Here is a 19,497-nt window from a genome sequence, read left to right as displayed (position 1 = left end):
TTCATTCTCCAAGGATGGACGCGAGCGTGTCGCGACCCTGGGGGTTGTCGGGGTTGAGTCGCAGCGAGCGGGCGTAGCAATAGGCGGCGCGGTGGCGCACGCCGGCGCTCAGCCAGGCTTCGCCCAGGCTGTCCCAGGCATTGGCGGACTCGGGGTAGAGCTCGGCGGCGAGCGACAACACGGCGACGGCGGCGTCCGTCTTTTTTTCTTCCAGCAAGGAATAGCCGTAGTTGTTGAGATCCTTCTCGAACAGATTGGCCCAGGGATTGCGCTGGGCGGCGATCGTTCCGCGGAACGCGGCGATCGCCTTCGCGGTCTGTCCCTGTTCGATCAACGCGCCCATGACCTCGCGCGCTTTCGGCAGCGGACGATAGCCGGCGATGGCGGCGATCGCCGGATCGCGACCGGCCGCGAGATCGGCGTACTGCAGCGGTGCGGCGAGGCGCGGCGCGATCCACGCGCGGTGGTCGGTGGCGCTGTGCTGCCAATACAGCTGCGAATAGAACACCATGAGTTTCGTTTCCGGCAGCGGCAGCTGGCCGAGTTCGCCATAGTGGTTGGGGCTCGAGCCGGTCGGTTCGCCGACGAAGGTGGCGTGTGTGTGCTTTTCCAGACCATTGGCGAACATCTGCCCGGCGGAGAAAGTGCGGCGCCCGGTCAACACGAACAGGCGATCCGGACGATTGATCGCGTCGTGGCGGATCACGCCGTGGATAACCGACCAGATCAAATCGCCATTGCCGCCGCGGTTCAATCGCAAGTCGAGGATGAGGTGCGAGTTGCCGTCCTTGGGCACCGCCGCGAATAGTTTCTCGGCGAAATCGGCGAAACGCGCCTGAGGCGTTTCATGCATCGCGTTGATCTGCGCATACACGGTGCCGTCGGGCCAGACTTCGAACCACCAGGGTTGCTCCTCGTTGGCCAACCAGCGCGGCGTCGTGGCACTGTCGCCGGCCGCGACCCAGGCTGCGCGCGGACCGGGCAAAGTGCGCAGTCGCGTCACCCAGCCGCTGTCGGCGGGCACGGCCATCGGTGCGAGATGGAGTTTCTGCCGCCCTTTGCCGGTGTCGAACACGTAGTCGACACCGGTCGCGTCCTTCGACAGCGCCAGCGCGGAAGCGACTTCGGCGAGGGCGAGGTAGTAGGGCACGTATTCGTGCACGCCCATCGCGTTGTCTTGCGGCACCAGATCGGCGACGCGGCGCGTTGCTTCTTCCACGGGGACATCGCCGACGGCGACGAGCTTCGCGCCGAGCAAGTTGGCGTGTGCCTTGTCGATCGCGATCACGCGCAAGCCATCGGGGAAGTCGTAGAGCTGGATCGGCATCGGATGGATGCCCTCGATCGCCTTCATGCCCGGGAAAGGCAGCAGGAACAGCGCCGAATGGCCGTCGCGCGCGAGCGCGACAATCTTCGCCAGGCCGACGATGGCGTCGCCGCGATCGAGCGTGGGTAGCTGCGTGCGCAGGCGCGCGACTTCGGCGGCGAAGGTTTCGCGTGACGTGGTGTGGAACAGGTTCGCGTGACGCTTAGGCAGCTCGTCGGCGAGATAGTCGAGGTCCTTGCGGAAACGGGCAGCTTCCTCCGGCGGCATCGCGGCCAGGCAAGGAGCGCTGCCGGCGAGCATCAGCAGCGCGATGCAGAGAAGGGTTTTCATCGCAGACTCCGGCGCTTCCGGACCGGCATCGGCGGCGCGGGCTCCAGCCATTGCATCAGGGAGGCGAGGCAGTCGTTCCAGGTTTCGGCGACGAGGCTGCAGGCGCGTTCGACGTCGCCGGTTTCCAGCGCATCGACGATCGCCTCGTGTTTTCCGAGGGCGGCTTCGACGGCGAAGCCACGTTCGAGGGTAGCGCGTTCGTAGCGGGCGGCGAGGCGGTGCAGGTCCTCGAGCATGCTGCGCAGTTTCTTGTTCGGGCAGGCGGTGACCAGCACATGGCTCCATTCGCCGGACAGGGCGAGCAGGGCATCGGGGCTGTAGGCGACGGCCATGTCGGAAAGTATGCCGCGCAGGATCGGGGCTTGCCGGCGTAGTTCGTCGGCGCTGAGGCGGAATGCGAAGGGCTCCAGCACGGACAGCAGGGGATAGAGCTCGCCGGCTTCTTCGCGATTGAGCGGACGCACCAGGAAGCCCCGGCCCATGGCCGAGTCGATCAGCCCGCGTTGTTCCAGGACGACGAGGGCTTCGCGCAGCGGCGTGCGGCTGACGCCGATATCGTCAGCGAGTTCGGATTCGTTGACGCGGCCGACCGGCAGGTGGCCCGCGAGCAGGCGCTCCAGGACCTCGGTGGTGACGTCGCGGCGCAGGGGTTGGCGTTGTTCGATCATGCATATTGTATACAATATGCAAAATGTCGAAGTCAACTGGATTTTTCTGAATCCGGGCTCAGGCTGGTAGAAGCTTGCTGTAAGCGATTGTTCGGAAAGGAGGTCTTTGGGCCTGCAGGAAAATCTGGGATACCCTGCGGATTCCTTGTCTGGGGGATCTATGCGCAAATTTCCGCGGTATTACGCGACGGTCTGGTCGCTTCTTGTCCTCGCCTCGCTGGGGGGCGGACTGTCCGCCTGCTCGAAATCGGCCTCCGAGGCGGCGCCTTCTGCGGAAGGCTTCTCCGTCGCGCCGGCAGCGGCGACCGTCGAAGGCCAGGACAACCGGGCCGGCAGCCAATTGGCCTACGAGCACGAAGTGACGATCTGGTCTGGCGGCAAGGACATCGCGGCCCGCATCGGCAAGGTGCGCGCGGCCTGCATGGCCGAGCGATTCGGTGCCTGCAATGTGCTCGGCGAAGACCAGACGGCTGGCGATTCACCGTCGGGTAACCTGAAATTGCGCGCGATTCCTTCGGCCATCGAGCCCCTGGTCGCACTCGCCGCCGAGGGCGCCGAAGTCGGTCAGCGCAGCACCACCGCCGAAGACCTGGCCGACGCGGTGCGCGACAACGGCCTGCGCAAGGCCCGCCTGGAATCGCAGCACGCGAAGCTGGCCGAGATCATGGCGCGCAAGGACATCAAGGTCGAAGACCTGATCGCGCTGAGTCAGCAGCAGGCGACGATCGAAGCCGAGCTGCAAGGCGTCGAACAGGAAGCCGCGCAACAGCAGCGCCGCATCCGCACGAACCTGCTGACCCTGCATTTCAATGCGCAGGGCGTGACGATGACGGAGGCGTCGGCGACGCGGGAGGCGTTTGGTCGCCTGGGCAGCATCTGGGATTCCAGCCTCGGTGCCCTGATTATCCTGGTCGGGGCCTTGCTGCCGTTCGCGTTGTTTGCGGGCGCCGTGTTCGTGATCGTGCGCTGGATTGCAAGGCGGCGCGGCAAGGGGAGCTAGCCCTCACCCCAACCCTCTCCCAAAGGGAGAGGGAGGGAGCTGTCGTCGTTATTCCGACGCCGGACCCTTGCGATGCGGCTTGGGCTTGGGCTTGCCCATGCCGGGCGGGCTGTCCTTGAAATCGCGCTTGGCCTTGAACGGCGGACGATCGCCGAACGACTTCTTGTCGCCGAAGGACTTCTTGCCCGCGAACGGCGGGCGGCCGCCCGAGGGTTTCTTGCCGGCATTGTCCGGCGCGTCGCCATCGCGCGTGATGCGCAGCTGCTGGCCGGCGCACCAGACGGTTTTCAGATGCTGCATCACGTCGGCGGGCATGCCCGACGGCAGATCGATGAGGCTGTGGTCCTCGAAGATCTCGATGCGGCCGATGTGCTTGCTCTCCAGTCCCGCTTCGTTGGCGATCGCGCCGACGATGTTGCCGGGCTTCACGCCGTCGTCGTAACCGACTTCGATGCGGAAGGTGTCCATGCCGTCCTGCGGCTTGTGCGCGGAACGCTCTTTTTTCGGGAACGCCGGACGCTCGCCGCGTTCGCTGCGCTCGGGACGATCGCCGCGCGGCGCGCGCTCGGCACGTTCGGGACGCTCGAAGCTGCGCTCGTTCTTTTCGAAGGCCGGACGCGGCGCATGCTTGGGCGCTTCGAGCAGCAAGGGCACGTCGCCGCGGAACATCTTGGCGAGCGCAGCGGCGATTTCCACCGCCGGCACGTTGTGCGCCTGCTCGTAATCTTCGATCAGGCGCTGGAACAGGCCGAGTTCGCCATTGGCGAGGGTCTCGGTGATCTGCGACTTGAACTTGGCGATGCGTACGTCATTGATCGCTTCGACGGTCGGCAACTCCATCGCTTCGATCGGCTGGCGCGTGGCGCGTTCGATCGAGCGCAGCATGTTGCGCTCGCGCGGGGCGATGAACAGGATCGCCTGGCCACTGCGGCCGGCACGGCCGGTACGACCAATGCGGTGCACGTAGCTCTCGGTGTCGTAAGGCACGTCGTAATTGAGCACGTGGCTGATGCGGTCGACGTCCAGGCCGCGTGCGGCGACGTCAGTCGCGACGAGGATGTCGATCTTGCCGTCTTTGAGCTGCTGGATCGTGCGTTCGCGCTGTGCCTGCTGCACGTCGCCGTTGATCGCGGCGGCGGAGAAGCCGCGCGCCTGCAGTTTCTGCGCGAGTTCATCGGTGGCCAGCTTGGTGCGCGCGAACACGATCATCGCATCGAACGGTTCGGCTTCCAGAATGCGCGTCAGCGCGTCGAGCTTGTGCAGGCCGCTGACCTGCCAGAAGCGCTGCTTGATGTTGTCCGCAGTGCGCGTCTTGGCCTCGATGGTGACTTCGGCCGGATCCTTCAGGTAGGTCTGCGCGATGCGGCGGATGGCCGACGGCATCGTTGCCGAGAACAGCGCGACCTGGCGGCTTTCCGGCGTCTTCTTGAGGATGCTTTCGACATCGTCGATGAAACCCATGCGCAGCATTTCGTCGGCTTCGTCGAGCACGAGCGTGGTGAGCTGGGAGATGTCGAGCGTGCCCTTGTCGAGATGGTCGATCACGCGACCGGGCGTACCGACGACGACATGCACGCCGCGGCGCAGGGCCGACAGCTGCGGACCATAGCTCTGGCCGCCGTAGATCGGCAGGACCTGGAAGCCGGGGATATGCGCGGCGTAGCTCTGGAAGGCCTCGGCGACCTGGATCGCGAGTTCGCGCGTCGGCGCGAGCACCAGCACCTGCGGCTTGTTCTTCTTGAAGTCCAGGCGCGTCAGCAGCGGCAGCGCGAACGCGCCGGTCTTGCCGGTACCGGTCTGGGCCTGGCCCAGGACGTCGCGGCCGGCGAGCAGCAGCGGAATGGTGGCGGCCTGGATCGGCGTCGGTGCTTCATACCCCAGGTCGGTCAGGGTCTGCAGCAGGGTGTCGGCCAGGGCCAGATCGCGGAAAGTGACCGCGGGTGCAGCGGAGGGCGCGTTCGCGGCCGTCTCGGAAGTCATGGGATGTCTCGTGTAGCGCCGGGGCGCTGACGGCCGGGCGGGGAGGAATGGGGGCGTATTCTACCCCTTCACCCGGCTTGACGCCTGGAACGGGGGCGGGCATGGCATGCTGCCGGCACTTTTTGGAGCAAGCGCATGGCTTATTTGTGGATCAAGAGCTTCCATCTGCTGTTCGTGATCGCGTGGATGGTGACGGTGTTCTACCTGCCGCGCATCCTGGTCAATCTGGCCGAGGCCGGCGACGTGCCCGCCGTGCGCGAGCGTCTGCTGCTGATGGGGAAGCGTCTGTACAGCTTCGGCCACAACATGTTCGGCGTGGCCTTCCTCCTCGGCCTGATCCTGCTGCTCGGCTTCAAGTTCACCGATGCCCTGCCCAATGTCGTCGCGGGCATGAAGTGGATCCACGCCAAACTCGGCCTGGTGGTCCTGCTGATGGGCTATTACGTCGTATGCGGGCGCATGCTCAAACGCGCCGCGGCCGGTGGCGCCCTGCCGTCGGCGAAAACCCTGCGCATCCTCAACGAGCTGCCGGTGTTTCTGCTGCTGGGCGTGATTTATCTGGTGCTGGCCAAGCCGTTCTGATTCTGCCGCTTCTGCACCAGCCACTGCGCTAGCCAGGCCAGCAACACGGGCCCGATCACGCCGGCGACGACCATCCAGGTCGGGTGCGGAATCGACTGGGCGTTGGCGAGCGTGCCGACGGCGATCAGCACGCCGATCAGCATCGCGAGCGCGGTCTTGTAGCCCAGGGCGAGCCGCGCGGCGACGAACGCCCCGGCGAAACCGCCCAGGCACCAGGCCGACACGATCAGCAGTTCGGCACTGAGCGGCATGCTGTGCACGAAGGCGGCGACGGCTGCCGGGTCCTTGAAATCGAAACCCGGGGGCGCGCGATAGAGCTTGGCCCCGATCAGTTCGATGAAGGTGATCACGATCATCGCGCCGAATACGCCCGACACCAGTGCGAACAGATTGCGCCACATGATCGAGAGCTCTCCGCCGGCCGAATGCCGCGAGCATCGTCGCTGGCCGGCGTGAAGGCAAGCCCATTCGGGACACTGTGTTCGCCGGAATGCACTTGAGGGCGTCGCCAGCTGCCCAGATACTCGAGGTCTTCCGCCCGGACTCTCGCCGTGAATCTCTTGTCCCGCTGGCTGCGCATTCCTTTCTGGCAACGGGTGGTCGGCGCCTTCGTGCTTGGTGCGCTCGCGGGTTGGGCGCTCGGCGAACCGGCCGCGACCTGGTTCCAGCCCTTGGGCACGGCCTACGTGACCCTGATCAAGATGATCGCGACGCCGCTGGTGTTCTTCGCGGTCATCAATGCGGTGGCGAGCCTGCACGGACAGCAGTCCGTCGCGGCCCTCGGCGGACGCACCTTCGCGTGGTTCGCGCTGACCGCGGCGCTCGCGGTTGCGGTCGGCCTGTCCGTGGCCTTGTTGATCGGCCCGGGCCAAGGCGTGACCGGACTGAGCCTCGCTTCCGACTACACGGTCCGGGAAGTGCCCACCGTCGTGCAGGTGCTGTTGGACGTGCTGCCGGCGAATCCCTTCAAGGCGCTCGCGGAAGGCAAGATCCTGCAGGTGATTTTCTTCGCCGGTCTGGTCGGTTTTGCCCTGGTCAAACTCGGCGAAAAAACCGCCAGCCTGCGCAAGCTCGCCGGCGAAGCGAGCGCGGTGATGGTGCAGGTGACGCGCTTCGTGCTCGAAGTCACGCCGATCGGCACCTTCGGACTGATCGCCGCCCTGGTCGGCCATTTCGGTTTCGGCCAGTTGCTGCCGCTGGGCACCTATGTGTTCACGCTGTTTCTGGCCTGCGGTCTGCATATCGTTTTCGTCTACGGCGGCCTGCTGCTGGCGCACGGCCTGAACCCGATCAAGTTCCTGCGCGGCGCGTGGCCGGGCATGCAGGTGGGCTTCGTCGCGTCCTCGAGCCTGGCGGCGATGCCGGTCGCGCTGCGCAGCGTCGTGCACAACCTCGGCGTGAAATCCGAATACGCCGCGTTCGCCGTGCCGCTGGGTGCCACGATCAAGATGGATGGCTGCGGCGCGATCTATCCGGCGGTGACGTCGGTGTTCGTCGCGCAGTATTTCGGCATCGACCTGTCGCTGTCGCAGTACTTCACCATCCTGCTTGCGTCGGTGCTCGGCAGCTTCGGCACGGCCGGCGTGCCCGGCACGGCGATCGTGATGGTGACCCTGGTGTTGAGTGCGGCCGGTCTGCCGCTCGAAGGCATCGGCTACATCATCGCGATCGATCGCGTACTCGACATGGTGCGTACGATGACCAATGTCACCGGTCAGATGCTGGTGCCCGTGCTGGTCGCGAAAGAGACCGGCCTGCTGGACCAGGCGGTGTACGACAGCGACGAGAACGAAGTCGGCCTGGGCGAAGCGGACGCCTGAGCGCGAGGGTCGTCGCAGCAAAGAAAAAGGCCGCTTTCGCGGCCTTTTTGCTTGGTGGCAATGCGTTTACAGACCGCGCGGCGCGCGCGGTGCGTTGACGCTGCGGCGTTCGCGACGATCCGCGGCCGGGTGCGCTTTCGCGCCGGCGTGGGCGTGACGCGGTGCCTGGTCGGCATGCGGACGGCGCTGACGGCTCGGCGGACGCTGACCGGCCGGGCGACCGGCAGAAGCGTTGTCGTTGCCCATGCGGATGCCGCGGCTGGGCTTGTAGCCTTCGACTTCCACCATTTCGATATCGGCTTTGAGCACGCGGTGAATCGCGCGCAGCAGACCGCCTTCGTCGGGCGAGACCAGCGAAATCGCTTCGCCGCTGGCGCCGGCGCGGCCGGTGCGGCCGATGCGGTGCACATAGTCTTCGGCGACCATCGGCAGGTCGAAGTTGATGACCAGCGGCAGCAGCGGGATGTCGAGGCCACGCGCCGCGACGTCGGTCGCGACGAGCACGCGCGCCTTGCCCGACTTGAAGTCGGCCAGAGCTTTCAGACGCTGCGACTGGCTCTTGTTGCCGTGGATGGCGACCGAAGTGATGCCGGCTTTCTCGAGCTGCTCGGACAGGCGGTTGCAGCCGTGCTTGGTCTTGCCGAACACGAGGATCTGTTCCTGCCAGCGCTGGCTGAGGATGTCGATCAGCAGGTCACGCTTGCGCGCGCCATCGACCGGATGGGCGCGATGGGTGACGGTGTTGGCGACCTTGTTCTGCGTCTCGACCTGGACCTGGCGCGGATTGCGCATGAATTCCAGTGCGAGCTTCTTGATTGCTTCCTCGAACGTCGCCGAGAACAGCATCGTCTGGCGCGTCGCCGGCAGCTTGTTGAGGATGCGCTTGATCGCGGGCAGGAAGCCCATGTCGAGCATGCGATCAGCCTCGTCGAGCACGAGCACTTCGACGTCGCCGAGCTTGACGCTGCCGCGCTCGAGGTGATCGATCAGGCGGCCGGGCGTGGCGACGAGGATGTCGACGCCGCGACGCAGGGCGTCGAGCTGCGGGTTCATGCCGGCGCCGCCGTAGATCACGGTGGAGTTCAGGCGCAGGTGCTTGCCGTAGGTGCGCAGGCTTTCATGGACCTGATGCGCGAGTTCGCGCGTCGGGGTGAGCACCAGGGCGCGAATGCGGCGCGGGCCGCCGAAGGCCGGCGCGGTTTCCGACAGACGCTGCAGCAGCGGCAGCGAAAACGCCGCCGTCTTGCCGGTGCCAGTCTGGGCGCCGCCGAGAAGATCGTGGCGGGCGAGGGCGAGCGGAATGGCCTCGGCCTGGATGGGGGTGGGCTGCGTGTAGCCGATTTCCGACAGCACGCGGACCAGCGCGGGCGAAAGCCCGAGCGATTCGAAAGACATGATGATGCTCCGTTGTACCCGGAGCGTTCCCAAAAACCGCGCTGCGAGCTTGATAAATCAGTGACGCCAGAGTGGCGTGTTTGCGCAGCGTGACGTGCGGGGTGGGCTTGGGCCGGGGGCGCGCTTCGAGAAGCAAGCTTGTGTAAATCGGCTTTGGCGACCGGGGAAAACGAAGCCGGTGCTGCAAACGGGGCGCATCCTACAGGAAGGGCCGGCGATTAGCCAATTGCGCGTGAATGCGCGTTCAGACGACGACCGCGGGCCTAGTGCAGCAGGCGTTTGGCGCTGACGTAGTGCTTGCGCCAATAGGTGCTCTCGAGCGAGTCCAGGCGCACGGTGCCGCCCGTGGCGGGAGCGTGCACGAAGCGGCCCTCGCCGACATAGATGCCGATATGGCTGACCCGCCCGCCGCGCGGATTGAAGAACACCAGATCGCCCGGCTGCAGGTCATCGCGGTCGATTTTGGGCGCATCGATGTCGATGAGCTCGCGCGTACTGCGCGGCAGCGAGAGGCCGGCCGCGTCCTTGAACACGAAGCCGACCAGGCCGCTGCAGTCGAAACCGCCCTGCGGCGAGGTGCCGCCGTAGCGGTAGGGAATGCCGACCAGGCCGATGGCGCGCATCAGCACATCGTTGGAAACAGCGGCCAAGGCCCCCGGTTCCCGGTAGGAGTCCTCGCCCAGTCCATAGGCCTGGGAGTCGCCGCCGCCGGTGGCCGAACCCCCGGTCGTCGCGCACGCGCCCAGCTGCAGCGCGAGCCACATCAGGAAAAAAGCCCGGAAAACTGGCGTCCAGGCTGTTGGCTGCGGATAATGCGCGTCCCTCATCACGGGCGAGTTTGCCCCATCGCCGACGCCGAGTCATCCCGGCCGGCCCCTCCGGAACCAGCAATGAAGATCGAAGAAAACAGCGTCGTGCGTTTCCACTACTCCGTTTCCGAATCGGGCCAGCCCTCGCTGGAAACGTCGCGTGATCGCGATCCGATGGCGGTCCTGATCGGTCACCAGAACATCATTCCGGGCCTCGAGAAGGCGATGATCGGCCGCGATGCCGGCGAGACCTTCCAGGTCACGATCACGCCCGACCAGGCCTACGGCGAGCGTCGCGACGGCATGACCCAGCGCGTGCCGCGCAAGCATTTCAAGAACGCCAAACTCGTTCCGGGCATGCAGGTCGTGCTGCCGACCGGCATGGGTCCGCGCGCGATGACCGTGCTCAAGGTCGGCATGAGCGTGGTCGATGTCGACCTCAATCATCCGATGGCCGGCAAGACGCTGGACTTCGACGTCGAGATCATCGACGTGCGCGACGCCAGCGACGAGGAGAAGGCACACGGTCACGTCCATGGCGACGGTGGCGTGCAGCACTGATCGGCGGATTTGCAGCGCAAACAGACGGCCCGCCTGCGCGGGCCGTTTTTTTTGCTGCACTGCGTTAGCTGTTCCCTGCGGACGAAAGGCGTAGGCTCGGTGCGGTCCGGGTCGGGGTTCCGATACCTCTGACACATGGCGGCTTGGCCGGACTTGCCTACTGTGTGCGCACCAACCAGGGGAACACCATGTCAGACATCGCTTCCAGCGCGTCCGAATCCGGGCTCGCTCCGGTCAGTCGCAGCGAGCGCATCCACGCCCTCGACATCATTCGCGGGTTCGCCCTGATCGGCATCTTCCTGATGAACGTCGAGTGGTTCACGCGTCCGATCACCTTCCTGGGCACCGGCGTCGACGCCTCCCAGACCGGCATCGACTACGCGGCGAGCTGGTTCGTCTACACCTTCGTCCAGGGCAAGTTCTGGACCCTGTTCTCGCTGCTGTTCGGCATGGGCTTTGCAGTGATGCTCACGCGTGCCGAACGCGCCGATCGCGCGTTCATGACGCCGTACCTGCGCCGCATCGCGGGCCTGCTGCTGTTTGGATCGGCGCATTTCGTGCTGATCTGGACCGGCGACATCCTGCACGACTACGCCGTCACTGCTTTCGCCTTGCTGCTGATCACCAGCCGGAGCTGGAAGATCTGGGCGGGCGTGTTCGTGTCGGTCGCCGTGGCGGGTGTCGCTATGCAGTTGACCGGTCATGAGTCGCTGATGCAGGCGGCGGGAATGACCGCGTTTGTCCTGCTGGTCGTCGCCTTGCTGATGTTCTTCCTCAATCGCAAGAACGCGTCGCTCAGCCGTTACTACAAGTGGGGCGCGAGCCTGTATTCGGTCTTCTTCGCCCTGGGCCTGCTCGGCTGGGTTGTCATGAGCGCCGCACCACAGCTCATGCCGAAGGAAACGGCGCAGGACGTGCAGAAACGGCACGAACAGTTCGACGAGCGCATGGCCGAGCGTGCCAAGGACGCAGCCGAAGAAACCCGCATCTTCACCACGGGCACCTATGCCGAGTCGGTGGTCTTCCGAGGCGAGAAGTACATGGAAGAACTCCCGCGTTCCGCGGGTCTGAGCATGCTGGCCCTGCCGATGTTCCTCATCGGTTTCTGGTTCGTGCGCTCAGGCGTGATGGCGGACTGGCGCCGGCATCTGCCCATGTTCCGGCGACTGGCCTCGTGGACCCTGCCTCTGGGCCTGGCCATGACCTTGACGAGCGTGCTGCTGCATCCGTCGTCGACGCCGAGTCCCGACCGCAACCTCACCTCGATGATCACCGGCATCCTGTTCCAGTGGGCGATGCTGCCGATGTGCATCGGCTATTTCTCGACGCTGATTTGCCTGCTCGGCACCAGTATCGGCGAGAAGGTGCTGTCGCCGCTGCGGTTCGCCGGTCAGATGGCGCTGACCAACTATCTCTGCGCGTCGCTGATCGGCACCTGGTATTTCTCCGGCTACGGTCTGGGCCACTACGGCCAGGTGGGGCGCGCGGGTCAGGTGCTGTTCGTGGCGGTGGTGTTCTCGCTGCAACTGATCTTCAGCTATTTCTGGCTGGCGAAGTTCCGCTACGGCCCGATGGAATGGCTGTGGCGTGCGATCACCTACTGGCAGCTGCCGCCGATGCTGCGTCGCGCCGGCGACTGATCGCCGGGTCGCGGAAACCAAGAACGCCAGCGGCCGAAGGGTCGCTGGCGTTTTCTTTGGTACGTGACGCCAGCGCCGACCCTGTCTGAGGTCCCAGGGACCTTTGCCACATGGCTCGGCTTGGCGGCCCGCCTATCGTGGCAGTCATCGTCAGGGGACCACCATGTCAGATTCCGCCACCTCCGCCGCCGGGACCGTGCTTGCGCCGGTCGCCAGCAATGAGCGCATCCAGGCGCTCGACGTCGTCCGGGGATTTGCCCTGGTCGGCATCTTCCTGATGAACATCGAGTTCTTCAATCGACCGCTCGCCGCGCTCGGCGAAGGTCTGCCGGCGACGGCGACCGGTCTGAACTGGCTGGCCGGCTGGCTGATCTACAACTTCGTGCAGGGCAAGTTCTGGACGATGTTCTCGCTGCTGTTTGGCATGGGCTTCGCGGTCATGCTCACGCGTGCCGAACGCGCAGAACGCAATTTCCTACGCCCCTATCTGCGACGCATCGCAGCACTCGCGGCCTTTGGCACGATCCACCACATCTTCATCTGGGGCGGCGACATCCTCTTCAGTTACGCCGTGGGCGCGACGGCGCTGCTCATCGTGATCTACGGGCGCTGGTACTGGATACTCGCCGGTCTCGTGGCGCTGATCGGCATCGGATTCATCCCCGGCGGCGATCCGGTGTTCCAGGTGGCAGCGAGTCTGGCGCTGATGGGCGCGGCGGCCCTGTTCCTGCGCAATGAGCGCGGCCTGCAGCTGCCGAGCGGCGGCAAAGTGCCGGTGTTCTCGGCCATCATGCTGACGATCGCCTTGCTGGTGGCTATCGTCGCTGCATTGGCCTGGTTGGGCATCGGACCGCCCGCACAGGCACGCATTCCGCTGACCATCTTTGCTTCGGTGCTCACGCTTTTCGGCGTGCTCTCCGCGAAATTCCACGACCCGATCAGCCAGCGCAAACGCAGTCTCGGCGTCGGCATGTATCTGTTTCCGTTCGTCATGATGACCTCGTTCGGCCTCGCGCAATGGCTGGGTCCCAAGCCTGCCGATGTCGATGCCGCCGCGAAACCGGCGATCAGCGCGAGCGCCAGCGACTCGACGGCGGCGAAGGCCCCGGTCAGCAAGGAACAGGCGGACGCCGACAAGAAAGCCGCCGCCGAACGCGCCGAGAAAAAGGCTGCGCGCGAAAAGCGCCTGAAGGAACAGGCCGAACAGATCGCGGAAGAGCGGAAGATTCTCACCGAGGGCAGTTATGTTTCGGCGGTGAAACTGCGCGCCGGCGAATTCGCTGAGCATGCCGCAGGCGAGGCCGGTTTCGCGATCGTCATCGTCGGCATGTTCCTGCTCGGCGCCTGGTTCGTGCGCTCGGGCATCATGGAAAACACGGCCGCGCATTTGCCCTTGTTCCGCAAACTCGCGCTGTTCGGCATTCCGATCGGCTGCGGTCTGGGGCTGATCGGCAGTGCGATCGCGACCGGCAACAGTCCGGACCTGCCGCAGGGCATGTATCAGACGGCGATGGGCATGACGCTGATCGGCAATCTGCCGGCCTGTCTGGGCTATGTCGGCCTGATGGTGGTGATGCTGCACAGCCGCGGCATTTTCTCGAACGTCCGCCTGCTCGCGCCGGCCGGGCGCATGGCGCTGACCAATTACCTCACGCAGTCGCTCATCGGTACGACCGTGTTCTACGGCTACGGCCTGGGCTATTGGGGCATCGGTCGCGCGTGGCAGGTGGTGTTCGTGTTCACCGTGTTCGCGCTGCAGATCGCTTTCAGCCACTGGTGGCTGTCGAAATTCCGCTACGGCCCGATGGAATGGCTGTGGCGCGCGATCACCTACTGGCAACTGCCTGCGATGCGCCGCGTCGCCGTCGACTGAGTCGGCCGCGCCGTCCGTGCCCGACTTGCGGCGCGGACAGGCATGGGAAATGATGCCCCGAGGCCAACCAGGCACGGGGCAGGGACATGGATCAATCCGGAAAACTAGGTCCGGTGACCGGGGCCGATCGCATCGACGCCATGGACGTCGTCCGCGGATTCGCCTTGCTCGGCATCTTCCTGATGAATGTCGAATTCTTCAGCCGACCCTTGCAGGACATCGGTCGCGCGGGCATCGACCCGACCATGCACGGTCTGGACTACGCAGCCGACGCCTTCGTCTACTTCTTCGTCCAATGCAAATTCTGGACGCTGTTCTCGACGCTTTTCGGCATGGGCTTCGCGGTGATGATCGAGCGTGCCTCGCGGGCGGGACGGGCTTTCGTGCCCGCCTATCTGCGCCGCAGCTTGGGCCTGCTTCTGATCGGCAGCGTGCATGCGCTGTTGATCTGGTCGGGCGACATTCTGGTGAGCTATGCGATCGGGGCATTCGCGCTGCTGGTGCTGCGCTCGCTGCGGCACGCTTTTCTGCGCTGGCGGCACGGCGGTGCGGAACCCGAACCGATGCCAGCCGCCAGACTCGCGCGCTGGGGCCTGGGTCTGTACACCTTTCCGCTGCTGATGATGCTGGTGTTCGGCACCTTGGGCTCGCTGGCGCCCGCCGATCCGGCCGCCGTGGCCGAGCGCGGCAAGCAGATCGCCGAACATGCGCAGATGCGCGAGCAGGCGCAGCTGGCCTACAGCCAGGGCAGCTACGCCGATGCCGTCGGGCAGCGCGTGATCGACACGGTCGAACAACTGGGGACGCTGCCGTTTTTCCTGTTCCTGTTGCTGGGCGTGTTCCTGATCGGCGCGGCGCTGATACGCAGCGGCGTCGTGTCCCGGCCGGAAAATCACCTGCCGGCCTTGCGACGCTTTCGCAATATCGGCTTGCCGCTGGGCTTCGCCCTGATGGCGATCAGCATCAGCCAGGGCACCGTGCTGGAAGTGCCGCAGTTCGGACTGTCGGCGGCGGTGATGATGGTCTGCTATCTGACCTCGGGACTGATGCTGGCCCTGGCGTACGGCGCGACCTTGGTCCTCGCACTGCAGGGGCCGGCCGGCGATGGGTTGCGCGCATGGCTGGCGCCGGCCGGGCGCATGGCGCTGACCAATTATCTGACGCAGTCAGTGCTCGGTACCTTACTGTTTCTCCACTACGGCCTCGGGCTCTGGGGACAGGTCGGTCGCGCCGGACAGGTCGGGCTGGTGCTGGCGATCTATGCCCTGCAACTGGTGTTCAGCCGCTGGTGGCTGTCGCGTTTCAAATACGGGCCGATGGAATGGCTGTGGCGCGCCATCACGTACTGGCAGTGGCCGGCGCTGCGCCGCGAGGTCGCGGTCGCCTGAAGCACTGACCGAAACGCGGACCGCCCCTACAATGGCGGCATGACGGAACACGATTCGGATGTGCTGATCCTCGGCGGCGGCGTGATCGGCCTGGCCTGTGCGCACTATCTGCTGCAGGCGGGCCGTTCGGTACGCGTGCTCGAGCGCGGCCGTACCGGTGCCGCCACCTCGCACGGCAACTGCGGCACGATCACGCCCAGCCACGCCCCGCCGCTCGCCGCGCCGGGCATGGTCGCGAAAGGGCTGAAGTGGATGCTCACGCCCGATGCGCCCCTGTATATCCCGCCGCGCCTGGACTGGGCCCTGGCAAGCTGGCTGGTGCACTTCGCCACGCGCTGCAATCCCACCGACTGGCATCGCGCGGCGCGTGCGCGATCGTCGCTGCTGGAAACCTCACGGAATCTGCTCGCCGATCTGGTCGCGACGCAGCAGCTCGATTGCGAATTCGCCGAATCCGGGCTGCGCTACGTGTATCGCGATGCGCGCGCCTTCGAGCGCGCCTGCGACGAGCTGTCGGTGCTTGGCGATTTCGGCATCGCCGCGCAGGTGCTGGACGGCGCCGCACTCGCGGCCGCAGAACCGGCCCTGCTGCCGGGCATGGCCGGCGGCATCCATTTTCCGAACGATGCGCATCTGCGCCCGGATCGTTACGTCGCCGAACTCGCACGTTGCGTGCGCGCGCAGGGCGGCGTCATCGAAGAGGGCGTCGAAGTCGTCGGATTCGAGCGCGACGGCGGACGGCTCCGGGCCGTGCAGACCTCGCAGGGCCCGCGGCGGGGTGCGCAGGTGCTGGCGGCGTTCGGCCCCTGGTCGCCGCTGCTGTTGAAGCAACTGGGACTGCGTCTGCCGATGCAGCCGGGCAAGGGCTATTCGATCACCTATTCGCGTCCGGCGTTGGCGCCGCGCGTGCCGATCGTGTTGCGCGAGCGCAGCGTCTGCGTCACGGCCTGGGATAGCGGGTTCCGTCTCGGCAGCACGATGGAGTTCTCCGGCTACGACAGCACGCTCAACCGCACGCGTCTGGACGCGCTCGAACGTGGCGCGCGCGACTACCTGCGCGAGCCAGTCGGCGCCGAGAAGCGCGAAGAATGGTATGGCTGGCGCCCGATGGTCTGGGACGACCTGCCGATCCTCGGTCGCGCGCCCGGGCATGAGAATCTGTGGCTCGCCACCGGCCACGGCATGCTCGGCGTGAGCATGAGCACCGCGACCGGCCATCTGCTCGCCGACCTGATCTGCCAACGCACGCCGATCGTCGATCCGTCGCCCAGTTCGCCCCTGCGTTTCGCCATCTAGGCCCGTCCATGGACATCTACACCCTGCATCGCGGCACCGCCCCCTTGCTCATCAGCCTGCCGCACGACGGCACGCAACTGCCGCCCGAGATCGCCGCGCGCCTCACCGGCAGCGCTCGCAGCGTGCCCGATACCGACTGGTTCGTCAGTCGCCTGTACGACTTCGCTCGGGCGATGGGGGCCTCGATCCTGGTGCCGCGGTATTCGCGTTACGTCGTCGATCTGAATCGTTCGCCCGACGATGTCTCGCTGTATCCGGGCCAGAACACCACCGGCCTGTGTCCGACCGTGCAGTTCAGCGGCGAAGCGGTGTATCGCGAGGGCGGCCTGCCGACGCCGGAGGAAATCGCCGAGCGCGTGCAGTTGTACTGGCGTCCGTACCACGATGCCCTGGCCGGCGAGATCGCGCGCCTGCACGGCGAACACGGCCGCGTGCTGCTGTGGGAAGGACATTCGATCCGGTCGCAGGTGCCGTTCCTGTTCGAGGGTCGCTTGCCCGATTTCAATCTCGGCACCGCCAATGGCGCAAGCTGCAGCGAAGCGACGCAGCGGCGTATGCAGGCGGTGCTGACCGCGCAGTCGGAGAAATCCTGGGTCGTGAACGGACGCTTCAAGGGCGGCTACATCACGCGTCACTACGGCGCGCCGGCGCTCGGCATCGAGGCGGTGCAGCTGGAACTTGCGCAGACGACGTATATGGACGAGGACACGGTGACTTATGCGCCGGACCTCGCGCAAGCCACCCAGGAACTGATCTTCCGCCTGTTGACCGCGGCATTGCGCGGGTCGGACTGACCACCCGTTTTTTCGGAAACGGCGGACAAAAAAACGCCCCGGAGTCCGGGGCGTTTTTCATGCATCGCGGGAAGCGCGAGATTACTTCGGTGCGTTGTAACGCTGCAGGAAGGCGTCGATTCGGTCGTAGACCTCGACGCGATTTTCCAGCTTGTAGTAGCCGTGACCTTCGCCGTTCTTGACGATCGATTCGAAACCGATGCCGTGGCCCTTCAACGCCGTGGAAAGGGCGTCGAACTGTTCCATCGGAACGCGCCAGTCGTCCTTGCCGTGGATCAGCATGACCGGCAGGGTGAGCGCATCGGCGTGCTTGGCCGGGGACTGTGCGTCGAGTTCGGCCGGATCATGACCGATCACGCGCTCGAGGAAACGACGGCCCTGCACGGTGTCGTTGGTGTCGCCGGCTTTCCACTCGGTCGACAAGTCGTAGACGCCGACGTAGCCGATCGCGCAGCGGTAAAGGTCCGGATAGCGGATCGGATTCATCAGCGCGGAATAGCCACCGAAGCTCGCGCCATAAATGCAGACGCGCTTGCCGTCGGCGATGTTCTGCGCAATCGCCCATTTGGCGCCGTCCGCAATGTCGTCCTGGATCAGCTTGCCCCACTGGCGGTAGCCGCTTTCGACGAAATTGACGCCGCGGCCGCCGGAGCCGCGGAAGTTGACCTGCAGCACCGCATAACCGCGGTTGGCCAGGAACTGCGCATCGGCATCGTAGGACCAGTCATCCTTGATGTCGTAGGGGCCGCCGTGCGGCAACACGACCATCGGCTGCGGGCCCTGCACGCCGTTCGGCACGGTCAGCACGCCATAGAGCTTGGTGCCGTCCTTGGCCTGGAATTCGACCGGACGACGGCTGGCCATGAGCTTGGGATCGACCCAGCTCTGTGCTTCGAACAGCAGCTTGATCTTCTTGGCGTCGCGATCGAACAGGTAGTACGCACCCGGGTGACGGTCGCTGTAGACGGTGAAGATCAGCTTGCGGTCGTTCTTGCTGAAGCTGGTGAAGTTGAGCATTTCGCCGGGGAACTGCTTCATGAGCGCGGCATGCAGCTGCGCCCATTCCGAGTTCGGATCCAGGTACTGCACCGACGGCTTGCCGGTGTTGTAGAACACGCCGAACGGGCGGCGGTCGAAGCCGGCATAGAGCATGCCGCCGATCTCGAAATCGGGGTTGCCGATCAGCTTGGTGCGGGTGCCCTGGGCGAGGTCGACGCGGTACAGCGCGTCGGGCTCCTTGTGATCGCTGATCGCGGCGATGACGATGTTGTTGTCTTTTTCGAAGTACAGCGGGCTGAAGCTGTAGCCGGCGATGGTCTTGGGCAGCATCGCCCAGCCCTTGTCGCTGGCCGACTTGCGGTAGTGGATCTCCGGCTCGTCTTTTTCGTCGTTGGCGAGAATGAAGCGCGGCACCGCGTTGTGGTCGGCCATGACGCCGCCGGCGAAATTCATGCGCTCGATCTCGCGGCGCGAGCCGGTGATCGTGTTCATGCGCAGGATGACCGTCTCGCGCTCGGACGCACGCGACTGGTATTCGCTGACCGAGACCAGCACTTCGCCCGGCGCGTCGTCGATGACATGGATGACCTGACCGAAGCCCTGATCGCGGCCGCGGGCATTGTTGTAGCCGTACAGGTACAGCGATTTCTCGGCGTCGGCATTGGTCGCCATCAGTTCGCCGTTCGCGCGCGGCAGGTCGCCGAGGTAGCCGCCCTGGCTGGCCTTGGCGATGACGATGCGGTTGTCCGAAGTCCAGGTCGTGTTGGAGACCGCTTCCTTGGGCCCAAGGCGAACCATCTTGGTCTCGAATCCACCGTCGAGGTGGATCAGGGACAGCGAGAGCTTCTCGCCCTCGGAGGTGATCGCGGCGACGTAGTCACCGTTGGGCGAGAGCTCGGCCGACAGATATTCCGAATGCTTGGCGAAGGTTTCCGCCGGCAGTTTCGGGGTCTGGGCGAGGCTTCCGGTCGCGATGAGCGCCAACGAAGCGGCGGTCAGGGCTCGGGTCCATTGCTGGGTCATCGGGTTCTCCAC

The 19,497-nt window shown here is 65.5% G+C and carries 16 protein-coding genes; 9 read left to right on the top strand and 7 right to left on the bottom strand.

Annotation, left to right across the window (positions count from 1 at the left end; all coding sequences use genetic code 11):
* Position 1: 1 nt before the first annotated feature.
* Positions 2 to 1,657, bottom strand: a complete 1,656-nt coding sequence (locus tag G467_RS0106915; RefSeq protein ID WP_022969007.1) for a S41 family peptidase — start codon at positions 1,655 to 1,657, stop codon at positions 2 to 4.
* Positions 1,654 to 2,325 (bottom strand): GntR family transcriptional regulator, encoded by a 672-nt coding sequence (locus tag G467_RS15775; protein WP_022969006.1) that lies wholly within the window; start codon positions 2,323 to 2,325, stop codon positions 1,654 to 1,656. Before G467_RS15775 ends, G467_RS0106915 begins: the two co-directional genes overlap by 4 nt.
* Before the next feature lie 160 nt (positions 2,326 to 2,485).
* Between G467_RS15775 and G467_RS0106905 the strand changes: the two genes are divergently transcribed.
* On the top strand, positions 2,486 to 3,325 hold the full coding sequence (locus G467_RS0106905; protein WP_022969005.1) for a DUF4349 domain-containing protein: 840 nt from the start codon (positions 2,486 to 2,488) through the stop codon (positions 3,323 to 3,325).
* A gap of 48 nt (positions 3,326 to 3,373) precedes the next feature.
* Here G467_RS0106905 and G467_RS15770 read toward each other — a convergent pair whose 3' ends face one another.
* Positions 3,374 to 5,305, bottom strand: coding sequence for a DEAD/DEAH box helicase (locus G467_RS15770; protein ID WP_022969004.1), 1,932 nt, complete (start codon positions 5,303 to 5,305; stop codon positions 3,374 to 3,376).
* Positions 5,306 to 5,440: 135 nt separating this feature from the next.
* Between G467_RS15770 and G467_RS0106895 the strand changes: the two genes are divergently transcribed.
* Positions 5,441 to 5,887, top strand: a complete 447-nt coding sequence (locus tag G467_RS0106895) for a CopD family protein (RefSeq protein ID WP_022969003.1) — start codon at positions 5,441 to 5,443, stop codon at positions 5,885 to 5,887.
* Here the strand turns inward: G467_RS0106895 and G467_RS0106890 are convergent.
* The gene (locus tag G467_RS0106890; protein ID WP_022969002.1) at positions 5,860 to 6,288 is read right to left on the bottom strand and encodes a hypothetical protein; all 429 of its coding nucleotides are present in this window, start codon (positions 6,286 to 6,288) and stop codon (positions 5,860 to 5,862) included. The genes G467_RS0106895 and G467_RS0106890 overlap by 28 nt on opposite strands.
* Positions 6,289 to 6,438: 150 nt before the next feature.
* On the opposite strand from G467_RS0106890, the gene G467_RS0106885 reads away from it, so the two are divergent.
* Positions 6,439 to 7,707, top strand: coding sequence for a dicarboxylate/amino acid:cation symporter (locus G467_RS0106885; RefSeq protein ID WP_022969001.1), 1,269 nt, complete (start codon positions 6,439 to 6,441; stop codon positions 7,705 to 7,707).
* A 66-nt stretch (positions 7,708 to 7,773) separates the two neighbouring features.
* Here G467_RS0106885 and G467_RS15765 read toward each other — a convergent pair whose 3' ends face one another.
* Together G467_RS15765 and G467_RS0106875 are read right to left on the bottom strand one after the other, a co-directional pair.
* A complete protein-coding gene (locus tag G467_RS15765) occupies positions 7,774 to 9,102 on the bottom strand; it encodes a DEAD/DEAH box helicase (protein ID WP_022969000.1) in 1,329 nt (442 codons plus the stop codon).
* Between the two features lie 263 nt (positions 9,103 to 9,365).
* Positions 9,366 to 9,866: a C40 family peptidase gene (locus G467_RS0106875; RefSeq protein WP_022968999.1), complete on the bottom strand. Its 501-nt coding sequence runs from the start codon at positions 9,864 to 9,866 to the stop codon at positions 9,366 to 9,368.
* Positions 9,867 to 9,992: 126 nt separating this feature from the next.
* Here G467_RS0106875 and G467_RS0106870 point away from each other — a divergent pair, with 126 nt between their 5' ends.
* From G467_RS0106870 to hutG, 6 genes are all read left to right on the top strand, one after another.
* Positions 9,993 to 10,472 carry an FKBP-type peptidyl-prolyl cis-trans isomerase gene (locus G467_RS0106870; RefSeq protein WP_022968998.1) on the top strand — a complete coding sequence of 160 codons (480 nt, stop codon included), beginning with the start codon at positions 9,993 to 9,995 and terminating at the stop codon, positions 10,470 to 10,472.
* A gap of 188 nt (positions 10,473 to 10,660) precedes the next feature.
* Positions 10,661 to 12,112: a DUF418 domain-containing protein gene (locus tag G467_RS17410; RefSeq protein WP_022968997.1), complete on the top strand. Its 1,452-nt coding sequence runs from the start codon at positions 10,661 to 10,663 to the stop codon at positions 12,110 to 12,112.
* Positions 12,113 to 12,275: 163 nt separating this feature from the next.
* Positions 12,276 to 13,985, top strand: a complete 1,710-nt coding sequence (locus G467_RS15755) for a DUF418 domain-containing protein (protein ID WP_022968996.1) — start codon at positions 12,276 to 12,278, stop codon at positions 13,983 to 13,985.
* Between the two features lie 86 nt (positions 13,986 to 14,071).
* The gene (locus G467_RS0106855; protein WP_022968995.1) at positions 14,072 to 15,373 is read left to right on the top strand and encodes a DUF418 domain-containing protein; all 1,302 of its coding nucleotides are present in this window, start codon (positions 14,072 to 14,074) and stop codon (positions 15,371 to 15,373) included.
* 39 nt (positions 15,374 to 15,412) lie between these two features.
* Positions 15,413 to 16,669 (top strand): NAD(P)/FAD-dependent oxidoreductase, encoded by a 1,257-nt coding sequence (locus tag G467_RS0106850; RefSeq protein ID WP_022968994.1) that lies wholly within the window; start codon positions 15,413 to 15,415, stop codon positions 16,667 to 16,669.
* 8 nt (positions 16,670 to 16,677) lie between these two features.
* Positions 16,678 to 17,463 carry an N-formylglutamate deformylase gene (hutG, locus tag G467_RS0106845; RefSeq protein WP_022968993.1) on the top strand — a complete coding sequence of 262 codons (786 nt, stop codon included), beginning with the start codon at positions 16,678 to 16,680 and terminating at the stop codon, positions 17,461 to 17,463.
* An 81-nt stretch (positions 17,464 to 17,544) separates the two neighbouring features.
* Here the strand turns inward: hutG and G467_RS0106840 are convergent, their stop codons facing one another.
* On the bottom strand, positions 17,545 to 19,485 hold the full coding sequence (locus tag G467_RS0106840) for an alpha/beta hydrolase family protein (protein ID WP_022968992.1): 1,941 nt from the start codon (positions 19,483 to 19,485) through the stop codon (positions 17,545 to 17,547).
* Between the last annotated feature and the right edge of the window lie 12 nt (positions 19,486 to 19,497).

It is taken from the genome of Arenimonas oryziterrae DSM 21050 = YC6267 (assembly GCF_000420545.1).
In the GTDB taxonomy this organism is placed as follows: Bacteria; Pseudomonadota; Gammaproteobacteria; order Xanthomonadales; family Xanthomonadaceae; genus Arenimonas; species Arenimonas oryziterrae.
Note: the sequence above shows the minus strand (reverse complement) of the source record. Positions and strands in the feature narration are given on the sequence as shown.